This is a genomic window from Ruegeria halocynthiae, from assembly GCF_900106805.1.
GTDB classification, from domain to species: domain Bacteria; phylum Pseudomonadota; class Alphaproteobacteria; order Rhodobacterales; family Rhodobacteraceae; genus Ruegeria; species Ruegeria halocynthiae.
Window position 1 is genome coordinate 544,952 of sequence record NZ_FNNP01000001.1, and the last position, 19,330, is coordinate 564,281.

The following is a 19,330-nucleotide window of genomic DNA, read 5'->3' on the forward strand; positions in this document are numbered from 1 at the left end:
TAAGGCGCGTCCGGTTTAGGCGCGCCTTTTTTATGTGCGCCCCTTGTTGTGTGGGTCGGAACATGGTTGAAATTCGTCGGAACACCCCGGAGAAACCAATGGACGATCAAGCCCTGAACCGCATCGCAGACGCGTTAGAGCGCATGACACCTGCGCCGCTCGCCGCACCCGATTTCAACGCGGCCCCGGCTTTCGTCTGGCATGTCGGGCCCGACAGACTGGAACCCGTCAGTCAGGTCAACCGCGTCGATCTGGATCTGCTGGTGGGGATCAACCGCTCACGCGATACGTTGCTGGACAACACACGCCGGTTCGCGACCGGGTTCAAGGCGAACAACGCGCTGCTGTGGGGCGCGCGGGGGATGGGGAAATCTAGCCTCGTCAAGGCGGTACACGGGACGTTGCAGGATGAACATCCCGACCTGAAACTGGTCGAGCTGCAGCGCGAAGATATGGGTTCGGTCGCGCGCCTGCTGAACCACCTGCGCGCGGCACCGCATCGGTTCATCCTGTTCTGCGATGATCTGTCGTTCAGTCACGATGACCAGCATTATAAATCGCTCAAGGCGGTACTGGATGGCGGCATCGAGGGCCGCCCCGAAAACGTGGTGTTCTACGCCACTTCGAACCGCCGTCACCTGATGCCGCGAGACATGATCGAAAACGAACGCTCCAGCGCAATAAACCCGTCTGAGGCTGTTGAGGAAAAGGTCTCGCTCTCGGACCGCTTCGGTTTGTGGCTGGGCTTTCACCCCTGCGACCAAGACGAATATCTCGCCATGATCGACCGCTACTGCAGTGCCCACGGCGTCAAGGTCGATCCAGAAATCCTGCGTGCCGAGGCCATTGAATGGCAAGCCACCCGAGGCGCCCGTTCAGGCCGTGTTGCATGGCAATTCTTCGTCGACCTTGCCGGGCGCAACGGCGTGCATATCGCTTAAACCGCCTGCTTCATCTGGCCAAAAATACCTCCGCCAGAGGCATGGCCCGGAACGGGCCATTCCTAAAGCTGCGCCAGTATCCGTGAAGCCTCATCTGCTGTGCTGGCCAGCGCATCCCGATCTTCACCGGGATGGAATCTGGCGCGCACGGCAGTGGGCATCGGAGCAGGTTCAACGATCGACACCCGCGGACCGGTCCTCTCGGTCTCGATGGCCCAACTACGCGCCAGCGCCATCTGCGCCGCTTTGGTTGCACCATAGATGCCATAGAACTTTTCACCGGCCTTGGGGTCTTCGAAAAACACAGCGTGACCGGCTTCGCCCAGCAATGGCGCGATATATGGAATCAGCACAGATGTGGCTGTTGCATTGATGTTGATTGCCTTGGTCCATTCCTTGGGATCGGCAAAATGTACAGGTGTTAGGGCCGATGTATGGATCGCCGTATGCAGCCAAAGATCAACCTTGCCCCAACGGTCATGTATACCCCGGCACAGAGTCGCCATCGCATTCGGATCGGCGATGTCCATCGGCGCCAAAGTGGCCGAACCGCCCTTGGCTTGAATACGATCGTCCAGCTCTTCCAGCCCGCCTTGGGTGCGGGCAACGGCAACGATATGATAATCGGGGGACAGGGCTTCGGCCAACGCCGCGCCCAGTCCGCGTGAGGCCCCGGTGACAAGGGCGATTTTAGTCTGATCGGTCATGGCTGGGGTTTGAACCCGTCTGCGCAGGGCGTCAAGTCGGGATCAGCTGCCCGGAATGCCAATCCGGCGGTTCTGGCCGCTTTGTCGCAGCACAATGCCATCCTCATCAATGGCAATCACCTTGCCTGATGCGACGCGGCTGCCAGGTTTGACTTTCTTCACTCGTCCCGAAGACAGGCGCATGAGGGCCTGTAAATCGGCCTTGGGACCAAAAATGCCCAAGACAGATACCGAATTCTTCTTTAGCGCCCCGCTTTGCGTCGCGGCGCTTTTTACCGTCGAATTTGCCATGATCTGCGGTCAAGCTAGGCGCTCGAACCCTGTGTTGTGAGTGGATCGAAATGCTCGGGTAACACGGGTCTCAACAAACAAAAAGAGCCGGTGAGCCTGATCCCGAATGGTCAGAGTGATACGCCGGGAAGCCACTGCAAAACCGATAGGTTCAGCAATAGGTTGTAGGCGGAATCTGACCTATTGCCGGAAACGAGGACGTGAGCGCATCCTCGTTCCGGTTCGGTGATTCGTCTGCCAGAAAGTAATCAGCCCGAGGCCAGTTTGGCCGCGTTCCATGAACTGCCGACGACCTGCATGTCCTCACGCTTTTTGCTGACTCGACTGCTGTTTTCGAGGCTATCCAGATAATCCTCATTCACCCCGGTTACATAGCGTCCATCAAAGCAGGAACAATCGAAGGCTTCGATTTCGGGGTTACCTTCCTTGGCAGCCCAGATGAGGTCGTCGAGCTTTTGGTAGAACAGCGCATCTGCGCCCAATTCTTCGCGGATTTCTTCGATATCTTTGCCATCCGCGACCAATTCGTGACGGGTCGGCATGTCGATGCCATAGACGTTGGGATATTTCACCGGCGGCGAGGCGCTGGCGATGTAGACTTTCTTTGCCCCAGCCTCGCGACACATCTGGACGATCTTCTTGATCGTGTTGCCACGTACGATCGAGTCGTCGATCAGCAGCACATTGTGCCCATCGAACTCCAACGGCACCGCATTCAGTTTGCGGCGAACTGACTTCTGACGCTCGGCCTGACCTGGCATGATGAATGTTCGGCCAACGTAACGGTTCTTCACCAAACCCTCGCGGTAGGGGATGCCGGTAATCTTGGCGGCCTCAAGCGCAACCGGGCGGGCGCTGTCTGGAACGGGGATAATCCGATCGATCTCAAGACCCGAGTCCTTAATTTGCTTGGCCAGCGTCTGCCCCATGCGCATCTGGGTTTTGTAGACCGACACGCCATCCAGCAGTGAATCCGGACGCGCGAGATAGACATATTCGAAGATGCATGGCGTCAGCTTGCCTTCCACGGCCTGGAACTCGTGCATATTGCCATCGAGATCAATCAGGATCGCCTCGCCGGGGTTCAGATCACGCAGCTTATCGAAGCCGTTGATACCAAAGGCCACATCTTCCGAGGCAAAGGCGTAATCGTCGCCGTCACCCGTTGCTTCGCGCTTCGCGACTGAAAGGGGACGGATGCCAAACGGGTCTCGGAAAGCCAACATGCCGACACCGGCGACCAGGCAGATCACCGAATAGGCACCTTGTACCCGCTCCATCGTCATCTTCACGCCTGCGAACAGATTGCGGATAGGGTCGGCATTGCCGTTGACCTTGATGGCATCCGCCACCTTGTCGGCTAGCACGTTCAGCAGAACTTCGGAATCCGAGGTGGTACGCAGGTGACGGCTGTATTTCGCGGTGACCTTCTCGCGTTGTTCTTCGGTATTGGTGATGTTGCCGTTATGAACCAGATAGATTCCGTACGGCGCGTTTACAAAGAAAGGCTGTGCCTCTGTTGCGCTTAGTGAGCCAGCGGTGGGATAGCGGACATGACCCATGCCGATCTTGCCCAGAAGGGTATCGGCGTCACTGGGGTTGAATACATCCTTGACCAGACCATTGGCTTTTTTCTCACGGAAGAACTCGCCGTTATAGGTGACGATCCCCGAGGCGTCCTGGCCCCGGTGCTGCAGCATCAGCAAGCCGTCATAGATTTCCGCAAACACATCATGTGTCCGGCTTGCGATCCCCAAAATCCCACACATACACGGGCTCCAATTTCTATGACTTGCTTAGGATGGCGTTCAGGTCGGATCGACGGTTACTGCGTATCTGAATGGTTTTTTGCAGCCCGAATGTACGGAGTGCGAGCACAAGCGCCGTGGCGGCCAGTGCAAAATAAAACTGATACAGCAAGGTCGGCAGCTCCGATTCCATGTCGGTACGGCCCCCACATACTGCCTATTGCCGCGCGTGTCACCAAAGGATCACATTCGCGATTTGCCGCAGGCCAGAAACTTACTGCTCGCGGGTTTCAGATGACAAATGAACCGACCTGTGTTGTGCTTTAGATCAGGTGTCTGAACCGGGCGCCCCAATAGGTTGGGATGGAAACTGGCCATGTGGCAGCACAAGCAAAACAATCCCAAGGAAAAGCCCGTCAAGCGTCGGTGTCATAGATGCCGTGGATCAGGCCGCGCGCCCTGCGAGATCTGCAAAGGGTCTGGGATGGTCGTCAAGAGCCGCGACCAGTATGGAAAACCAATCTCAAGCCGCTGCGATGGATGCTTTGGATTGAAAAACACCCGCTGCAATATCTGCGGTGGCGAAGGGTTCGTTTGATCTTCGATGAAACTGACGTAATACAGCCCGCTCGAACGCCGGATCTTTTAGGGTGCGTGTCGTAAAGCGCGGTATTTAATCGTCCCAATCACCCAAAGTTTACAATTGAGACCACCCTCTGCTCTCGCAAGAATATTTTGGAACCTTGGTGATCCAAGACCAATGAGTGATTTCAGGTATGTGCAACAACTTGACCTTTCGCTGCGACCACCCGAAAGACCTCTATTGGCAAGTTCTTAGACAATCGTGGACTTTCAGCGCGCACCTTTGGCCCAGGCTTTCAGACAAAGAAGTTCTATGGCAACCATGGCTGCAGCGTTGGACGTCATTTCCGCGTGATCAAAAGGCGGAGAGACTTCCACCACATCCATGCCAAGAAAATCCAATCCCTTTAATTCTCGAATAATCGCCAAAGCCTGATAGCTGGTCAAACCGCCCGGAACTGGCGTTCCTGTTCCCGGCGCTGTCGAGGGGTCTAGACAATCAATGTCAAAGGTCAGGTAGGACGGGCCGTCTCCGACACGCTCTTTGATCATGTTCGCAATGCCCGTGGCGGATGACGTATGAACTTCATCCGCGTAGACGACTTTCATGCCATAAGTTTCTTCGCCTTCAAAGCAGGTTCTTATACCCACTTGAATGGTTCGGGCTGGATCAATAAGGCCTTCGCGCACTGCGTAGTTGAACATGCTGCCGTGATCTATGCGTCCACCTTCGTCCGGCTCTACATCACGATGGGCGTCAAACTGGACCAATCCAATTGGGCCATATTTGGCCGCGAAGGCTTTCAGGGTCGGGTATGTGGTGAAGTGATCTCCGCCCAGAACCAGACTGGAGGCTCCGTTTGCAATAATCCGGGCGATATGCTGCTCGATGCAGGCAGGGATATCTCCGGGCGCTCCCCAATCGAATGCGCAGTCTCCGAAATCAATTGTCGCCAGTGTATCAAACGGATCAAATCTCCAAGGCCAAACCGGTCCCCAGGAATGCTGAGCACTCGCCTTGCGAATGGCTTCCGGGCCAAACCGCGTACCAGGCCGGTTGCTAACAGAAAGATCAAAAGGGACGCCGGTTACGGCTACATCTACTCCTGACAAATCTTTGGTATATTTTCGACGCATGAAGCTAAGCGCCCCAGCGTAGCTTGACTCGATTTGTGAACCTTTAAGATTCGTGCGGGTGAAAGCGGCGTCAACTTCGAAGGCACTAGTTTCGCTGTCCAATTTGTTCTCCAGTTGAAATGTGAATACACCACTTTTGATTATTGGAGCCTAAGTTAATGCCCAAGGAAAAGACAAGCACTCAACAACCAGATGTCGTTACGGATGACCACGCGTACCGCCTTGCCTTAAAGGTTTGAAAAACCGTACATCTGTTCAATGCAGCAGCATCCGTCAAAGTGGGCTCATAGCAGCCATATGCTTCGCGTAAATTGGCTTTGTCGCAGACCAGCTATCGTGGTCCGCAACAATTGCTGAAAAGGGCCCGGCCGATCGCCGGGCTTCTTTTTTTTCGGGCTCAAAAAGCGTGATCAGCCCTCGGACGCGTCCGTCGCATTATCTGCGGTGCAGCTTGCAACCAGCTCTTCGTACTGAGCGGTGACCCAACCCAGCGCAGCCTCGGGGTTTTGTTCTTCGATCTTGCCACTGAATTGTTCAAAGACTTTTGCCGAGCGGCTTTCGTCAACCATGGTGTAGGATTGGCCGGTCATCACGGTGTCGTAGACGAAGAAAGCAATGGCAACCAGCAAGATGCCGCGGGCAATGCCGAAGAAGAACCCAAGCGCCTGATCCAGACCGCCAAGCGCCGAGCGCTGCACAAGTGAGGAGAACAGCGGCGTGAAGATGCTGACCACGATAAGTGCAATGGCAAAGACGGCAGCAAAGCCCGTGATAACCGAAAGCTCGCAGCTATCGCGCAGGAACTCTCCGACCACCGGAACCTCTTTGACCAGCGGTACGGCTTGCGGGGCGAAAATGAATGCCAGTACTGCGGCGGCGACCCAGCCTGCAATTGCCAGAACTTCCCGCATGAAACCACGCGAATAGGCCAGCAAGCCCGACAGCACGATGATCAGGGCGACAACCCCGTCAATTATTGTAAAACCTTCCATGGCCCTCGCCTGTTCGTTTTTCTGCCCCTTGGGACGCGACCTTAACCTGCTCCGAAGGTTTCGCCAACAAACCCAACCAAATCAGAGGGTCGGGTGAGTGTCAGACCTGCCACAGTGCCAGTTTTGCCACCCGCCGGAGCAATTGCCGCTGTGAAACCAAGTTTTTGCGCTTCTTTCAACCTGTTTTCTGTCTGCGGGGCCGGTCTAAGTGCCCCAGATAGCGAGATTTCTCCAAAAACTACGGTATCTGAGGGCAGCGCCTTGTCTTCGCGGGCGCTAAGGAGTGCAGCGGCCACCGCAAGATCAGCGGCGGGTTCGCTGATTTTCAACCCTCCGGCTACGTTCAGATAGACATCAAGCCCGGCAAAGGGGATGCCGCAGCGAGCCTCAAGCACCGCGAGGATCATCGCGAGCCGCCCGCTGTCCCAGCCGACCACTGTGCGACGGGCCTGAGAATGGGGCGAGGGCGCGACCAATGCCTGCAATTCCACCAGAACGGGGCGGGTGCCTTCGATGCCGGCAAAAACTGCTGAACCTGGACTGGGCGTGCCGCGTTCCGAAAGGAACAGGGCCGAGGGGTTGGTTACCTGTGCCAGACCCTTGCCGGTCATCTCAAAAACACCGATCTCATCAGCCGGGCCAAAGCGGTTCTTTACGGCGCGCAGGATACGGAACTGATGGCCGCGTTCGCCTTCGAAATAGAGCACAGTGTCGACCATATGCTCGACAACGCGCGGACCTGCAATCTGGCCATCTTTGGTGACATGGCCCACCATGATGATCGACACGCCGTGGCGTTTGGCAAAGGTGGTCAGTTCATGGGCTGCGGCGCGAACTTGTGACACCGAGCCCGGTGCGCTGTCCACATTGTCGGCCCACATGGTTTGGATCGAATCGATAATGGCGAGGCCGGGCTTTTCAACCTCAAGAGTGGTGAGGATATCCCGCAGGTTGGTCTCGGCAGCCAGTTGGACCGGAGAATCCTCAAGCCCCAGACGGCGCGCGCGCATACGGACTTGAGCGCTGGCTTCTTCGCCTGACACATAGATGGTTTTGACACCTTGGCGCGCAAAGCGTGCAGCAGCCTGCAGCAAAAGGGTTGATTTGCCTATACCGGGGTCGCCGCCCACCAGCAGCGCCGAGGCAGGGACAAGGCCGCCACCCAGAACCCGGTCAAGCTCTTCTACACCGCAGAGCGTGCGCGGAGGGGGCGTTTCTTCGGTCGACAGATCAGAGAGGACGATGGATTGTCCGCGTTTGCCGCCAAGGGATTTCTTGGCTGGACCTGAGGAAAGGGGCGTAGCCTGAATGATGGTATTCCAATCGCCGCAGGCATCGCAGCGGCCGGACCATCTGGTGTGCGACGCACCGCAGGCGGAGCAGGAGAAGGATTGTGTTTTTGCCATGTCGCCCTTGGTGCCCGAGGAAGGGCGGTTCTTCAAGCCCTTGCAGGCTTTCCTCACCACCGGTGGGGTGCCGAATCCTCAGGCCCTGCGGGCCATCGTCTGCGGCGGGCGCTGAGCGCGCCTATTCCGCAGCCCGAGGTGGGGTCATGGCGACCACGCTGGCGGGTGTTTTATCATCTGTGGACGATTGCAGTTGTGCCGAGAGTTCTGGCAGCAGGTCGAACAATTCGTCCCTGAGGCGCGCGAGTTGGGATTTGGCGATGGATTCCTCGATCTCGATATCGCGGGTCCATTGGCGCAACTCGTGCTGGATGACCTGGGCTTCCTCAATGCGATGCTGAAATTGCTCTACTTCTTCCTGGCGTTGCTGCAGGAAAGTGCGCGCGCGGGAAACCTTGGCCTCAGAATACGTATCAGCGAGTTCCTGACTGATCTGACTCATCTGCGCGGCCAGTTCCAGCACCTGCGGCTCAAGCGATTGCAGATCGGGGTGGTCGCGCAGGAAAGCCATCCGTTCCTTTACCGCATCGAATTCAGAGGCCAAGGCAAAGGCGCCGTTGCGGTCAGCGGCATGGGCGACCTGATAGGCGCCGGCTACGTCCTGCATGTTCAGTGAAAACTTTCGATGGGTGTTCTCAAGGGCCATCATGCGGGCATTGGAAGGCAGATAGAAGGCCAGCATCAGGACCAGGGCGGTTAACCCTGTCTGAACATAGATGCCTGCGTCGATTGAGACACCGCCACTGAAACCAGCCTGCATGGAAAGCCAAGGGAGGAGACCAAAGGCGGATAATACAGTCGCTATGACCGCGAACAACGCTGCGGCGCAGATCAGGAAAAAGGTCAGTCTTAAAAAAGCACTCTGAAATTGCAAAGTCATCGTGTGGAGGGCGGCCATGATCGTCGTTCTCCTTCTTCAACCGGGTACAAAACCTGGGCCGAAGCGGAGGGATAATCAGACTCAAAGTGATCCGCTACGGACCCGCAAACTACAAAACTAACTGCTCGAAATACTAAGATGATACTCAGAAATCTGTTTTCAATCAATTAGGTCTGAGGTTTTCGTGATCCAAATGTCATCTCTGTAATATGGCCTAAGGCGAGGGAGGCCAGAATGCACCCCGTGAACAGGTAGAGGCCCCATGCCGTTTCTATGGTCGCGTAAGAGATGCCCTTGGCCAGCGTGATGTAGAGCGCGATCAGGAAAATGTCGGCCATCGCCAGCTTGCCGAGGATATTGAGTGCTGGCTGAACGCGGGGGTCAAGCAGGTTCCATTGGATCAGCGCGGTGCCGATGGTTTTGATGTAGGGCGCGAAGAGGGCGAAGATGGTGACGATCAGCGCGAGGAAGATGTCTGTGCGCCAGAGGGATTGGAGTCCGGTGATGACGCTGATTTCGCTGAGGCCGAAGATCGGCAGGAGGCCCGCGCGCATCAGCGGGGCGAACCACGCGATGGGGTAGAGGATCAGGAGAGAGAGGGTGGCGAGGCGGAGGGTCATTTTTCAATCTTAACTCAAGATAACTAAATCTGGTATCTATGGCGACTTAGTTTCTGTTTTGCCTACGGCGACTTCATAGGATATTTCTTTAATATGTATCTGATTTAGATAAATAATAATCCTTGAATGTGAGTTCGTTATTCTTATGTTTGCGTGAACATTCATACAGCATGTAGAGGTTTCATTGCATGTCGGTACTATTAGTTTCCTATGATTTAGATGCACCAAATCGAAACTATGATCAGTTGTATGAAAAGATCAAATCTTATGGTGCATGGGCACACGCGCTTGAATCGGTGTGGCTCATTGATACGAGCTCCGATCCTGCGGACGTCCGAGATGATTTGAAAAAGGTCCTAGATAGCGGCGACCAGTTGTTGGTGATCCGTTTGCATGAACATTGGGCAACTAACTTCTCTGACAAGATCACTAAATGGATGAAAAGCACTGACCGAACTTGGGACTAACGGCTTAGTCGACAACCTGTCACCGCACCGCCTCAATCGGCCCCTCTGCACTCCCACTGATAAACTGCTCCACATACGGATCTCCCGAGGCATCCATCTGACCGACCGGGCCGGTCCACTGGATCACACCTCCGTGCAGCATGGCGACGTTGTCGGCTATCGCGCGGACCGAGCTCATGTCGTGGGTGATGGTCATCGCGGTGGCGCCCATCTCGGTCACGATCTCTCGGATCAGGTCGTTGATGACGCCGGACATGATCGGGTCGAGGCCGGTGGTGGGCTCATCGAAAAAGATGATCTCGGGCTCGGCGGCGATGGCGCGGGCGAGGCCGACGCGTTTTTGCATGCCACCGGACAGTTCGGCAGGCAGCCGGTCTGCGACGTTGGATTTCAGGCCAACACGGCGCAGTTTTTCGATGGCGATTTCACGCGCTTCGTCCGCCTGGCGTTTTAGCGAACCGCGCAGCAGTCGGAAGGCGACGTTTTGCCAGACGGGCAGGGAATCAAACAGCGCTGCCCCCTGAAACAGCATCCCGAAGCGCGCCAGAAACGCATCCCGGTCGCCTTTCTGGGCGTCCTTGCCGTCGACATAGATCATGCCGCTGTCAGGCTTGATTAACCCGAGGATACATTTCAGCGCCACGGATTTGCCGGTGCCCGAGCCACCGATTATGACCATCGAGGTGCCCTTGGGAATCTCAAGGTTCATGCCTTGCAGGACATGGTTGTCGTCAAAGGCTTTTGTTACGTTCTCCATCCGGATCATAGCGAGAAGAACACCCCTGTGAGTACGAAATTGGCGGCGAGGATTAACACAGCGGCGGCCTCGACTGAGCCTTTGGTGGCGCGGCCCACGCCTTGCGCTCCGCGGCCTGAGGACATGCCGTAATAGCAGCCCATGATGGCGGCGATCACACCGAAAGCAGCGCCTTTGACCAGCGAAGAGACGATATCGCGTAGTTCAAGGAAATTGACGGTGTTTTTTAGATAGGCCGCCGGGTTGAAACCCAGATTTTGCGTGGCGACGGTGTAACCGCCTGCAATCCCAATGATATCCCCAATCGCGACAAGCACCGGAACAGTGAGCAGCGCCGCCAGTACGCGCGGAGCGGTCAGGTATTTCATCGGGTGCGTGGACAGCGTGACCAGAGCGTCAATCTGCTCGGTCACTTTCATTGTCGCGATCTCGGCGGCGATGGATGAAGTCACGCGGGCTGCGATCATCAGGCCGACCAGCACCGGGCCAAGTTCGCGCACCATGCCAATGGCGACGATCTGGGGCACCACGGCCTCGGCATTGAAACGTGCGCCGCCTGCGTAGATCTGCAGAGCCAGCGCGCCGCCGGTGAAGATGGCGGTCAGTCCAACTACGGGCAGCGACAGCCAGCCGATATTCAGCAGGGCAATACCGAATTCGCGCGGATAGAACGGAGGGCGAAAAATATGCGAAACCGCGTCGAGCGCGAACAGCGCGACGCGGCCAAAGGCTGCCAACATCGTAAGGATTGCACGCCCCAGCTCACCCAGCAATGAGATGGGGTTCATTCCACGTAGCCCCGCGAATAGCGGCTGCCCAGCGAGGTCAGAATCTCATAGCCGATGGTGCCGGCGGCCTCGGCCAGATCATCAACGGTTTGGTGCCCGTTCAGGATACGCAGGCGATCAGGTTTGTACGGCAAGTCGGTAACATCCACGGTGATCAGGTCCATCGAGATACGTCCTACCACCGGGCAGGGCTGATCACCAGCGAATGTGTCGATACCGCCTCCGATGGCACGATGCAGCCCATCGGCATAACCCGCCGCTACGGTTGCGATTTTTGACGGGCGCCGTGCAGTCCAGCTGTTGCCATAGCCGACTGTCTCGCCCATGGCGACATCGCGCACCTGAATGACGGGCAGATCGACGGTGACAACAGGTTTGGCCCCGGCAAATGGCATTCCGCCATACAGACCTATTCCCGGACGACAGAAGTCAAAGTGAAACTCGGGCCCAAGCAATGTGCCACCAGTTGCCGCCAATGAGCGCGGCACAAGAACCCCATTTGTCATTTGCTTGAAGGTCTGCAGTTGCTGTTGGTTCATTGGATGTTCAGCTTCATCCCCGCACGCCAAATGGGACATCACCACCAGCGGGTCCAGCGCAAGCGCGTCGTGTCGAAGTTCGGCCCAATCAGCAGGTTCAAGGCCCAGACGATTCATCCCGCTATCAAGTTGGATACCAAAGCGGTGGTCGGGCAGGGCCTCGCGATGACGTTTGAATTGTTCGGGTGAGTTGATCAGCGGCGTCAGATCATGTTTGCGCAAAAGGTCGGCGTCACCCTCCATGTGGCCCGAGAAGATGGCGACCATTGGCCCGGGCCCCACGGCTTCACGTACGATGGCGCCTTCTTCGGCGGCTGCGACAAAGAATTTGCGCACACCTTCTTCGGCCAAAGCCCATGCAACAGGTTCCGCGCCAAGCCCATAGGCATCCGCCTTGACCACCGCGCCGGTTTCGACATCGGTTTTCGCGTCAAGCGCGCGCCAGTTATGGGTTAGGGAATGCAGATTAATGGTCAGATGTGCGGTACTCATAAGTGCTGTTCATGCCACTGCTCTTTGCGACGTCAAGAGGGAATGCGTTCATAATTTCTGGTTTTATTGCGACAGTCGGCAAAATCTGGCTCGTAACGCTGAAAATCAAAGGGTGCTGATGGCTTGCATCCATGCGTCCTTTGTTTTTCGATTGTATTCACTTGGGTATTAAACCGGTCGTTCCGTACCCATCGTTCATGGGTTTGCGGCGGTTCAGGAAAAATTCAGGTTTGCGGCTGGTGATATCACGGACCGGGCTGGCTGAGGCGCTGGATGGAGGGGAAGATGGAGTTTGTCACAGGGTATACGCAGCACGAGGCTGACATCCCACAGCTGTTTCGGGATGTTTTCTCGGCATCGGAAGGGGCGGCAGAGGGGGCTTTGATCGGTACTCTGGCGCAAGTCATGATGGCGACGGCACCGAAGAATGATCTTTATGTGTTTTCCGCGCGGGACGGCGACGTTATGACCGGCTGCATCTTCTTTTCCCGCGTGGATTTTGCGGAAGATGACAGGCGGGCTTTTATCCTGTCACCCGTGGCCGTTCGGACGGATCGGCAGCGAACGGGCGTGGGGCAGACGCTGATCCGGTTCGGATTGCAGAGGTTGCGCAAGGACGGTGTTGACTATGCGCTGACTTACGGAGATCCAGAGTATTACTGCAAAACAGGGTTCCAACTGATCTCAGAGGCATTCGCGCGGGCACCATTGCCCCTCAGTCATCCGCACGGCTGGTTGGGCCAATCGTTGTCGGAACGCGGGACGGCGCCATACCGAGGGGCGTCTCGCTGTGTTGATGCGCTGAACCAGCCCGAGCTTTGGTAGACGTTAGTACCCTTCGATCTGGCCATCCTGCTGCCAGGGTTTGACCAGATTGCCAAAGCGGGTGAACTGGGCCTCGAACGAAAGATCAACCGTGCCGATGGGACCGTGCCGCTGCTTGCCGACGATAACTTCGGCCTTGCCGTGCAGGCGTTCCATGGCCTGTTTCCACTCTTCCATCTTCTCCAGCTCATGATCGCCGGGTTTTTCGCGTTCTTTATAATATTCCTCGCGGAAAACGAACATCACCACGTCGGCGTCCTGTTCGATCGAACCCGATTCGCGCAGGTCGGACAGTTGCGGGCGTTTGTCATCGCGGTTTTCAACCTGACGGGACAGCTGAGACAGGGCGATGACCGGGATATTCAGTTCCTTGGCGATGGCTTTCATGCCCATCGAAATCTCGGCAATTTCGTTGACGCGGTTTTCAGCCATCCCGCGGCAAAGCTGCAGGTAGTCGATGACCAGCAGGTCCAGGCCATGTGTCCGCTTCAATCGGCGTGCACGAGCGGCCAACTGAGAAATCGGCAGGGCGGGCGTGTCATCGATAAACAGAGGGCAGGCTTCCAGTTCTTTTGCGGCCTCTACGAAGCGGCGAAACTCGGCCTCGGTCATATCACCTTGGCGAATCTTGTGTGAAGAAATCTCGGAAGCTTCGGCCAGAACACGGCCCGCAAGTTGTTCGGCGCTCATTTCCAGTGAAAAGAACCCGACCACGCCGCCGTCAATCGCACCCTCTGAGCCATCGGATTTGGCGCCGCGCTTGTAGGCCTTGGCCACGTTGAACGCCACGTTGGTCGCCAGCGATGTTTTTCCCATCGACGGACGGCCAGCCAGAATGATCAGGTCGGACGGGTGCAATCCGCCTAGCTGTTTGTCGAGATCGGCCAGACCGGTGGAAATCCCCGCCATGCCACCACCGCGCTGGTAGGCCTCGTTGGTGACGTTGACGGCTTCTGTGACCGCCTTGAGGAAGGATTGGAAACCCTGTTCGGTCTGACCCTGCTCGGATAACTGATAAAGCTGCTGCTCAGCCTCGACGATCTGTTCCTTTGGCTCGCTGCTGACATCAACCCGTGCGGCCTTGTCCGAAATATCGCGGCCCAGCCGGATCAATTCGCGCCGGATGGCGAGGTCATAGATCATCTGAGCGTAGTCATGCACCGCGAAGGCGCTGATCGAAGCCCCGGCAAGTTTGACCAGATACGCCGGGCCGCCCAGTTCCTTCAGTCCTTCATCCTCGGCCATGAAGGATTTAATGGTGACTGGTGAGGCGAGCGCATTCTTGGCAATACGAGTCGATGCGACCTCGTAGATGCGCGCATGAACCGGGTCATAAAAGTGCTCGGACCCGATGATTGACGCCACCCGGTCATACAGATCGTTATTCGTCAGAATCGCACCCAGAAGCTGCTGCTCTGCCTCGATGGAGTGCGGCATGGTTTCCGGATTCTGAATCTGTGCGGCGGCCTGCTCGATGCTGCTGATCTCGTTCATTGCTGTTCTCTTTGTCCCCTGGGCAGATGCCATAACGCGGCCCCGTGAGTCGGCGCAAATTGTATGTTTTCTGGGGATATGCTGTGCATATCTCTTTGCCCCATCATATTGAAGGATTAGTAAGGGCTACGTCAACATATTGCGGATGAAACTATTGACTTGGGAGTCAATGTTTTCGTCTTGGAAACAGTTTGCGCAACGTCAACCTTTGTGCGCTTCCTGCCAGCCGCGTGGGTCGTTCAGGAATGCCTCGACTCCATCCAGCGTCTCTTGATCGAAGGTTTTCTGCGCCTTGGCCTCGGCCAGAACATCCCACCAGGTGCACAGGTGATGCAGTTGTACGCCATGATCACCCAGCGTTTTTTCAGTCTCGGGGAAGATGCCGTAATAGAAAATCACGGCCGTATGTCCGCAAGTCGCGCCGGTTTCGCGGATTGCATCCACGAAAGACAATTTCGAGCCGCCATCGGTAGTCAGGTCCTCGACCAGCAGCACGCGCTCACCCTCGCTCATCGCACCTTCGATCCGGGCATTGCGGCCGTATCCTTTGGGCTTTTTGCGCACATAGGTCATTGGCAGTGCCATGCGTTCGGCGACCATGGCCGCGAACGGAATGCCTGCTGTCTCGCCACCAGCGATATTGTCGAAGGCCTCGAAGCCAGCATCGCGCATCACCGTAACGGTCAGAAAATCCATCAGCGTCGAGCGGATGCGCGGGTAAGAGATCAGCTTGCGACAGTCAATATATGTGGGGCTGGGCAAACCGCTGGCCAGCGTGAAAGGCTCACGCGAATTGAAGTGGACGGCCTTGATCTCCAGCAGCATCCGCGCGGTCAGGCGGGCGATTTCGGTGCTGTCGGGATAGGAACTGGGGATCATGTCGGGACCTCGGCGCTGAAATGACGTTGCGGGCTGATAGCCCGACCTTAAGGCCAGAGTCGAGAGGGAGTGCTTAAAGAAAAGCGAACCTCCAAAGAGGTCCGCTTTTACCCTTGCGGGTGATCAAGCAGCCAAGGTGGGCTCAGCTGCTGATATCATAGGCGCGCTCTCCGTGTACCGAGAGATCGAGCCCGTTTGTTTCGGTTTCAGCATCTACGCGAAGCGGTGTGATCAGCGCAACCACCTTGACCAGCACAATCGTGACAACTGTCGTAAAGACACCCACGATGACCAAACCGCCCAGTTGCGCGGTCCATGTGCCAAGGCCGAACAAGGCAATCATGATGGTCCCGAATATGCCGCCGACGCCATGCACTGCAAACACATCCAGCGTATCGTCGATTTTCAACACGTTGCGGATGACATAGACGGCCTCCTGACACAGGATGCCTGCGACGCCCCCGATGATCAGCGCCTGCACCGGACTTACAAAGCCAGAGGCTGGGGTGATCGATGCCAGACCGGCGATTGTGCCGGTGACCAGACCCACCATCGACGCTTTGCCGAAACGGATTTTCTCCCACAGCGCCCAGGTTAGCGAGGCTGTGGCGGCGGACAGGTGCGTCACCGTCATCGCCATTGCCGCACCGCCGTCGGCCGCCAGTTGCGAGCCGCCGTTGAAACCAAACCAACCTACCCAGAGCATGGCTGCGCCGATCATGACAAAGCCGGGACTGTGCGGAGGTGTTGTGCGGTTGCGGCGCGGCCCAAGGATAACGGCAATGATCAGTGCGGCCAGACCCGCCGTTTCATGCACTACGATTCCGCCCGCAAAGTCGCGCACACCGACTTCGCCCAGAATGCCACCGTCAGACAAAATGCCGCCGCCCCAGATCCAATGCGCCACCGGCGCATAGCACAGCAGCATCCAAAGCGCTGAGAAGGTCATGACGAAACCGAACCCGATGCGTTCGACATAGGCGCCGACGATCAGCGCAGGGGTGATGATGGCAAAGGTCATCTGGAAGGCAAAGAACAGAACTTCGGGCAGGGTACCTGCAAGGCTTTCGGCATCCACGCCGTTCAAGAACGCTTTGTCCAGACCACCCCAGAGGTTGCTTTCACTGGGCCCGAACGCGATTGAGTATCCCGCAACAAGCCAAAGGATGCTCATCAAACAGGCAATAGAAAAGCAATGCATGAACACGCTGAGTACATTTCGGGCACGCACAAGGCCGCCATAGAACAGGGCAAGCCCCGGCAATGTCATGAACAGGACCAATGCTGTCGCTACAATGATCCACGCTGTATCGGCTCCGTTCATGGACGTGCTCCTTTCCCTGAAGGGGCGTCCGGTTCCCAGACTTTCGCTGTCCGCACGCCACGTGAGTGGTATGCGCCGTCTTGAAACGGAGAGAGGTTGGGGAAAAAAGAAGCGATTGCGCCGAGGGGCGATTAAATCGGCGCCAATTTGTCAGTTGGTAAAGAAACGTGCGCCATTTGCGTGAATGGCCGTATTTTTAGGCAAAGTTTGAAAGACCGTGCAGCAGCAGAGCTAACGCGCGATCGCGCGCTTGTTGGCGCACTGTATTACGACCAAGGGCACCGAATTCGACGGTTTCGGTTGTCGATTGATGACCTTCGGCCGCCACTCCGAAACAGACACGTCCTTCGGGTTTGAATTCTGACCCGCCCGGCCCGGCAATGCCAGTGATCGAGACCGCAAGCTGTGCGTGTGAATGGCGCAGAGCCCCTTCGGCCATTTCGCGTGCGACCTGCTCTGAGACAGCACCCACGGCGTCGAGCGTTTCAGCCCGCACACCCAGCATCTCTTGCTTGGAGGTGTTGGTGTAGGTGATGAAACCACGCTCGACCACGGCGGAACTGCCCGGAATATCGGTCAGCGCGGCGGCGACCATGCCGCCCGTACAGCTTTCTGCAGTGGCAATCCTCACCCCCCGTGCTTTGGCCCGATCAAGCAGGTCGGCTACGTTCATAGTCCCAGCACTCCATGTGACAGACCCGCAAGAGCAACCACGCCGATCGCGGCAAAGACACCGGCAATCACATCATCCAGCATCACGCCCATTGGGTCACCTCGCCTGTCCGCCCAACCAATCGGGCCGGGTTTGGTAATATCGAAAAGGCGGAACAGGACAAATGCAGCGATCCAGCCAGGCCAAAGGGCTGTAATCTCGATCCCGTGCGACCATGACGGATACGAGATCGCCCAAATGGCGATGAATTGTCCTGCAACCTCATCAATCACGATTTCCGATGGGTCATGGTCATCCTGTCCTGCCGTCATGACGCGTGTAGCCCAGAGCCCGGCGGCGAAGACCACGACGGTAGTGAGAAGGAGCAGCGGGAACCCTCCGATCACATGCAGCAGCCACGCAACCGGCAGCGCTGCCAAAGACCCCCAAGTGCCCGGTGCCGGGCGCATATAGCCCACTCCGCCGAAGGTTCCGATCAGGCGCGCGGCGTTCATGACTTCACCAGACAAGCAGTCGCGAGGGATGCAATGCCCTCGCCACGGCCCGTAAAGCCCAGCCGCTCGGAGGTTGTCGCCTTGACCGAGATCTGATCGGCTCGTAGGTCCATGATAAGGGCCATCTGGTCGCGCATCGAATGGGCATGAGGCCCGATCTTGGGGAACTCACAGACCAGAGTACAATCCACGTTCGAGATGCGATATCCCAGTTGCCCGGCCAGTTCGACCGCGTGGCGCAGGAAGATCTCGCTGGCTGCACCCTTCCATTGGGGATCGGTCGGGGGAAAGTGCTGGCCTATATCGCCTTGCGCCAGTGCGCCATAGATCGCGTCCGTCACCGCGTGCATCCCTACGTCCGCATCCGAATGCCCCTGCAGACCGCGATTATGCGGGACCTTCACACCGCACAGGATTACGTGATCTCCGTCACCAAAGCGGTGCACGTCATAGCCATTGCCCAGCCTTACATCCATATTCATTCCCATTATGCGCTCCGCCCGATCAAAATCTTCGGGGCGGGTGATTTTTATGTTATCCGGATCACCCGGTACAATCGCCACCTCAATCCCTGCGGCGCGGGCAACTTCGACATCATCGGCCGATCCTCCCGGGTGGGCGGCATGGGCTGCTGCAATGGCATCGTATCGAAACCCCTGAGGTGTCTGTGCCGCATAAAGCCCGGTGCGATCCTGTGTTCCGGTCACAAGATCTGTGTCACCGGTCCAAAGCGCATCCGTCACCGCCAGACCCGGCGCGGCGGCGGCGTGAGTGTCGAGCGCGCCGAGCGTGTCAGTAATGACCCGAGTACTAACGCAGGGACGCGCGATATCGTGGATCAACACCTTCTCGATGCCAAACGCTTCTAGTGCATCGAGTCCGCTGCGCACCGATCCCGCGCGGTCGGTACTGCCTGCGGTGAGGATCATGTCCAGAGCGCCGAACTCTTCCCATGCGGGCGCGTCCTGTGGTGAAAGCACGAGGACAATGTGATCAACGAGGCCCCGAAATTGGTCAATCGTCCAGTCAGCCACGCGGCGGCCGGCCAGTGTGCGCCATTGTTTGGGCGTGCCACCTCCGGCGCGTTGGCCGCGTCCGGCGGCGACGATGATGGCGGCTGTGGTCATAGGCGCAAGCCCTCCTGAATGGGGCAATGTTTAGGGGGCGGTGAATGCAGAGGCAATCACCCACGTCAATATGCCTAAAAATTGTGCAAATGATGATTTTGCGGGCTTGAAGGGCTTCGTTTTGTTGTTCATACGCTGCTGTTTCGATATCAAAACCGCACATGCAC

General features: G+C 57.1%; 20 protein-coding genes. 3 read left to right on the plus strand and 17 right to left on the minus strand.

Annotation, left to right across the window (positions count from 1 at the left end; all coding sequences use genetic code 11):
• Positions 1 to 98 precede the first annotated feature (98 nt).
• On the plus strand, positions 99 to 941 hold the full coding sequence (locus BLU89_RS02820; RefSeq protein ID WP_074734281.1) for an ATP-binding protein: 843 nt from the start codon (positions 99 to 101) through the stop codon (positions 939 to 941).
• Between the two features lie 62 nt (positions 942 to 1,003).
• Here the strand turns inward: BLU89_RS02820 and BLU89_RS02825 are convergent, their stop codons facing one another.
• From BLU89_RS02825 to BLU89_RS02865, 8 genes are all read right to left on the minus strand, one after another.
• Positions 1,004 to 1,648 (minus strand): SDR family NAD(P)-dependent oxidoreductase, encoded by a 645-nt coding sequence (locus BLU89_RS02825; RefSeq protein ID WP_074734283.1) that lies wholly within the window; start codon positions 1,646 to 1,648, stop codon positions 1,004 to 1,006.
• Positions 1,649 to 1,690: 42 nt separating this feature from the next.
• On the minus strand, positions 1,691 to 1,939 hold the full coding sequence (locus tag BLU89_RS02830) for a hypothetical protein (protein ID WP_074734285.1): 249 nt from the start codon (positions 1,937 to 1,939) through the stop codon (positions 1,691 to 1,693).
• Positions 1,940 to 2,187: 248 nt separating this feature from the next.
• A complete protein-coding gene (gene purF / locus BLU89_RS02835) occupies positions 2,188 to 3,708 on the minus strand; it encodes an amidophosphoribosyltransferase (RefSeq protein ID WP_074734287.1) in 1,521 nt (506 codons plus the stop codon).
• Positions 3,709 to 4,539: 831 nt separating this feature from the next.
• Positions 4,540 to 5,508 carry an agmatinase gene (gene speB, locus BLU89_RS02845; RefSeq protein WP_074734291.1) on the minus strand — a complete coding sequence of 323 codons (969 nt, stop codon included), beginning with the start codon at positions 5,506 to 5,508 and terminating at the stop codon, positions 4,540 to 4,542.
• A gap of 308 nt (positions 5,509 to 5,816) precedes the next feature.
• Positions 5,817 to 6,398: a CvpA family protein gene (locus tag BLU89_RS02850; protein WP_074734293.1), complete on the minus strand. Its 582-nt coding sequence runs from the start codon at positions 6,396 to 6,398 to the stop codon at positions 5,817 to 5,819.
• Between the two features lie 41 nt (positions 6,399 to 6,439).
• A complete protein-coding gene (radA, locus tag BLU89_RS02855; RefSeq protein ID WP_074734295.1) occupies positions 6,440 to 7,804 on the minus strand; it encodes a DNA repair protein RadA in 1,365 nt (454 codons plus the stop codon).
• Positions 7,805 to 7,925: 121 nt separating this feature from the next.
• A complete protein-coding gene (locus BLU89_RS02860; RefSeq protein WP_074734297.1) occupies positions 7,926 to 8,702 on the minus strand; it encodes a DNA repair protein in 777 nt (258 codons plus the stop codon).
• A 149-nt stretch (positions 8,703 to 8,851) separates the two neighbouring features.
• On the minus strand, positions 8,852 to 9,304 hold the full coding sequence (locus BLU89_RS02865) for a paraquat-inducible protein A (RefSeq protein ID WP_074734299.1): 453 nt from the start codon (positions 9,302 to 9,304) through the stop codon (positions 8,852 to 8,854).
• A gap of 188 nt (positions 9,305 to 9,492) precedes the next feature.
• On the opposite strand from BLU89_RS02865, the gene BLU89_RS02870 reads away from it, so the two are divergent.
• Complete coding sequence (locus BLU89_RS02870; protein ID WP_074734301.1) at positions 9,493 to 9,771, plus strand: hypothetical protein; 279 nt, start codon at positions 9,493 to 9,495, stop codon at positions 9,769 to 9,771.
• A 19-nt stretch (positions 9,772 to 9,790) separates the two neighbouring features.
• Here BLU89_RS02870 and BLU89_RS02875 read toward each other — a convergent pair whose 3' ends face one another.
• The 3 genes from BLU89_RS02875 to alr are packed head-to-tail and all read right to left on the minus strand — an operon-like array spanning position 9,791 to position 12,347.
• Positions 9,791 to 10,537 (minus strand): ABC transporter ATP-binding protein, encoded by a 747-nt coding sequence (locus BLU89_RS02875; protein ID WP_074734303.1) that lies wholly within the window; start codon positions 10,535 to 10,537, stop codon positions 9,791 to 9,793.
• Positions 10,534 to 11,316 carry an MlaE family ABC transporter permease gene (locus tag BLU89_RS02880; protein WP_074734305.1) on the minus strand — a complete coding sequence of 261 codons (783 nt, stop codon included), beginning with the start codon at positions 11,314 to 11,316 and terminating at the stop codon, positions 10,534 to 10,536. The genes BLU89_RS02875 and BLU89_RS02880 overlap by 4 nt, the downstream gene beginning before the upstream one ends.
• Positions 11,313 to 12,347 carry an alanine racemase gene (gene alr / locus BLU89_RS02885; RefSeq protein WP_074734307.1) on the minus strand — a complete coding sequence of 345 codons (1,035 nt, stop codon included), beginning with the start codon at positions 12,345 to 12,347 and terminating at the stop codon, positions 11,313 to 11,315. The genes BLU89_RS02880 and alr overlap by 4 nt, the downstream gene beginning before the upstream one ends.
• Positions 12,348 to 12,632: 285 nt before the next feature.
• On the opposite strand from alr, the gene BLU89_RS02890 reads away from it, so the two are divergent.
• The gene (locus BLU89_RS02890; RefSeq protein ID WP_074736339.1) at positions 12,633 to 13,172 is read left to right on the plus strand and encodes a GNAT family N-acetyltransferase; all 540 of its coding nucleotides are present in this window, start codon (positions 12,633 to 12,635) and stop codon (positions 13,170 to 13,172) included.
• A gap of 3 nt (positions 13,173 to 13,175) precedes the next feature.
• On the opposite strand, the gene BLU89_RS02895 is transcribed toward BLU89_RS02890, so the two are convergent.
• The 6 genes from BLU89_RS02895 to ispF all read right to left on the minus strand — a co-directional run bounded on the left by BLU89_RS02895 (position 13,176) and on the right by ispF (position 19,163).
• Positions 13,176 to 14,666, minus strand: a complete 1,491-nt coding sequence (locus tag BLU89_RS02895; protein ID WP_074734309.1) for a replicative DNA helicase — start codon at positions 14,664 to 14,666, stop codon at positions 13,176 to 13,178.
• Between the two features lie 201 nt (positions 14,667 to 14,867).
• Positions 14,868 to 15,545 (minus strand): orotate phosphoribosyltransferase, encoded by a 678-nt coding sequence (locus tag BLU89_RS02900; protein ID WP_074734311.1) that lies wholly within the window; start codon positions 15,543 to 15,545, stop codon positions 14,868 to 14,870.
• A 142-nt stretch (positions 15,546 to 15,687) separates the two neighbouring features.
• Positions 15,688 to 16,869: an ammonium transporter gene (locus BLU89_RS02905; RefSeq protein ID WP_074734313.1), complete on the minus strand. Its 1,182-nt coding sequence runs from the start codon at positions 16,867 to 16,869 to the stop codon at positions 15,688 to 15,690.
• 196 nt (positions 16,870 to 17,065) lie between these two features.
• Positions 17,066 to 17,542 carry a CinA family protein gene (locus tag BLU89_RS02910; protein ID WP_074734315.1) on the minus strand — a complete coding sequence of 159 codons (477 nt, stop codon included), beginning with the start codon at positions 17,540 to 17,542 and terminating at the stop codon, positions 17,066 to 17,068.
• Positions 17,539 to 18,036: a phosphatidylglycerophosphatase A family protein gene (locus BLU89_RS02915; protein ID WP_074734317.1), complete on the minus strand. Its 498-nt coding sequence runs from the start codon at positions 18,034 to 18,036 to the stop codon at positions 17,539 to 17,541. The genes BLU89_RS02910 and BLU89_RS02915 overlap by 4 nt, the downstream gene beginning before the upstream one ends.
• On the minus strand, positions 18,033 to 19,163 hold the full coding sequence (gene ispF / locus BLU89_RS02920; RefSeq protein ID WP_074734319.1) for a 2-C-methyl-D-erythritol 2,4-cyclodiphosphate synthase: 1,131 nt from the start codon (positions 19,161 to 19,163) through the stop codon (positions 18,033 to 18,035). The genes BLU89_RS02915 and ispF overlap by 4 nt, the downstream gene beginning before the upstream one ends.
• Positions 19,164 to 19,330 lie beyond the last annotated feature (167 nt).

Bases quoted from the DNA above. Each gene is read 5' to 3' on its own strand.
- BLU89_RS02820 (WP_074734281.1), top strand. From the start codon at position 99: ATGGACGATCAAGCCCTGAACCGCATCGCAGACGCGTTAGAGCGCATG.
- BLU89_RS02890 (WP_074736339.1), top strand. From the start codon at position 12,633: ATGGAGTTTGTCACAGGGTATACGCAGCACGAGGCTGACATCCCACAG.
- BLU89_RS02830 (WP_074734285.1), bottom strand. From the start codon at position 1,939: ATGGCAAATTCGACGGTAAAAAGCGCCGCGACGCAAAGCGGGGCGCTA.
- BLU89_RS02880 (WP_074734305.1), bottom strand. From the start codon at position 11,316: ATGAACCCCATCTCATTGCTGGGTGAGCTGGGGCGTGCAATCCTTACG.
- alr (WP_074734307.1), bottom strand. From the start codon at position 12,347: ATGAGTACCGCACATCTGACCATTAATCTGCATTCCCTAACCCATAAC.
- BLU89_RS02825 (WP_074734283.1), bottom strand. From the start codon at position 1,648: ATGACCGATCAGACTAAAATCGCCCTTGTCACCGGGGCCTCACGCGGA.
- BLU89_RS02860 (WP_074734297.1), bottom strand. From the start codon at position 8,702: ATGGCCGCCCTCCACACGATGACTTTGCAATTTCAGAGTGCTTTTTTA.
- BLU89_RS02870 (WP_074734301.1), top strand. From the start codon at position 9,493: ATGTCGGTACTATTAGTTTCCTATGATTTAGATGCACCAAATCGAAAC.
- ispF (WP_074734319.1), bottom strand. From the start codon at position 19,163: ATGACCACAGCCGCCATCATCGTCGCCGCCGGACGCGGCCAACGCGCC.
- BLU89_RS02915 (WP_074734317.1), bottom strand. From the start codon at position 18,036: ATGAACGCCGCGCGCCTGATCGGAACCTTCGGCGGAGTGGGCTATATG.
- BLU89_RS02910 (WP_074734315.1), bottom strand. From the start codon at position 17,542: ATGAACGTAGCCGACCTGCTTGATCGGGCCAAAGCACGGGGGGTGAGG.
- radA (WP_074734295.1), bottom strand. From the start codon at position 7,804: ATGGCAAAAACACAATCCTTCTCCTGCTCCGCCTGCGGTGCGTCGCAC.
- BLU89_RS02850 (WP_074734293.1), bottom strand. From the start codon at position 6,398: ATGGAAGGTTTTACAATAATTGACGGGGTTGTCGCCCTGATCATCGTG.
- BLU89_RS02900 (WP_074734311.1), bottom strand. From the start codon at position 15,545: ATGATCCCCAGTTCCTATCCCGACAGCACCGAAATCGCCCGCCTGACC.
- BLU89_RS02895 (WP_074734309.1), bottom strand. From the start codon at position 14,666: ATGAACGAGATCAGCAGCATCGAGCAGGCCGCCGCACAGATTCAGAAT.
- BLU89_RS02905 (WP_074734313.1), bottom strand. From the start codon at position 16,869: ATGAACGGAGCCGATACAGCGTGGATCATTGTAGCGACAGCATTGGTC.
- BLU89_RS02875 (WP_074734303.1), bottom strand. From the start codon at position 10,537: ATGATCCGGATGGAGAACGTAACAAAAGCCTTTGACGACAACCATGTC.
- BLU89_RS02865 (WP_074734299.1), bottom strand. From the start codon at position 9,304: ATGACCCTCCGCCTCGCCACCCTCTCTCTCCTGATCCTCTACCCCATC.
- purF (WP_074734287.1), bottom strand. From the start codon at position 3,708: ATGTGTGGGATTTTGGGGATCGCAAGCCGGACACATGATGTGTTTGCG.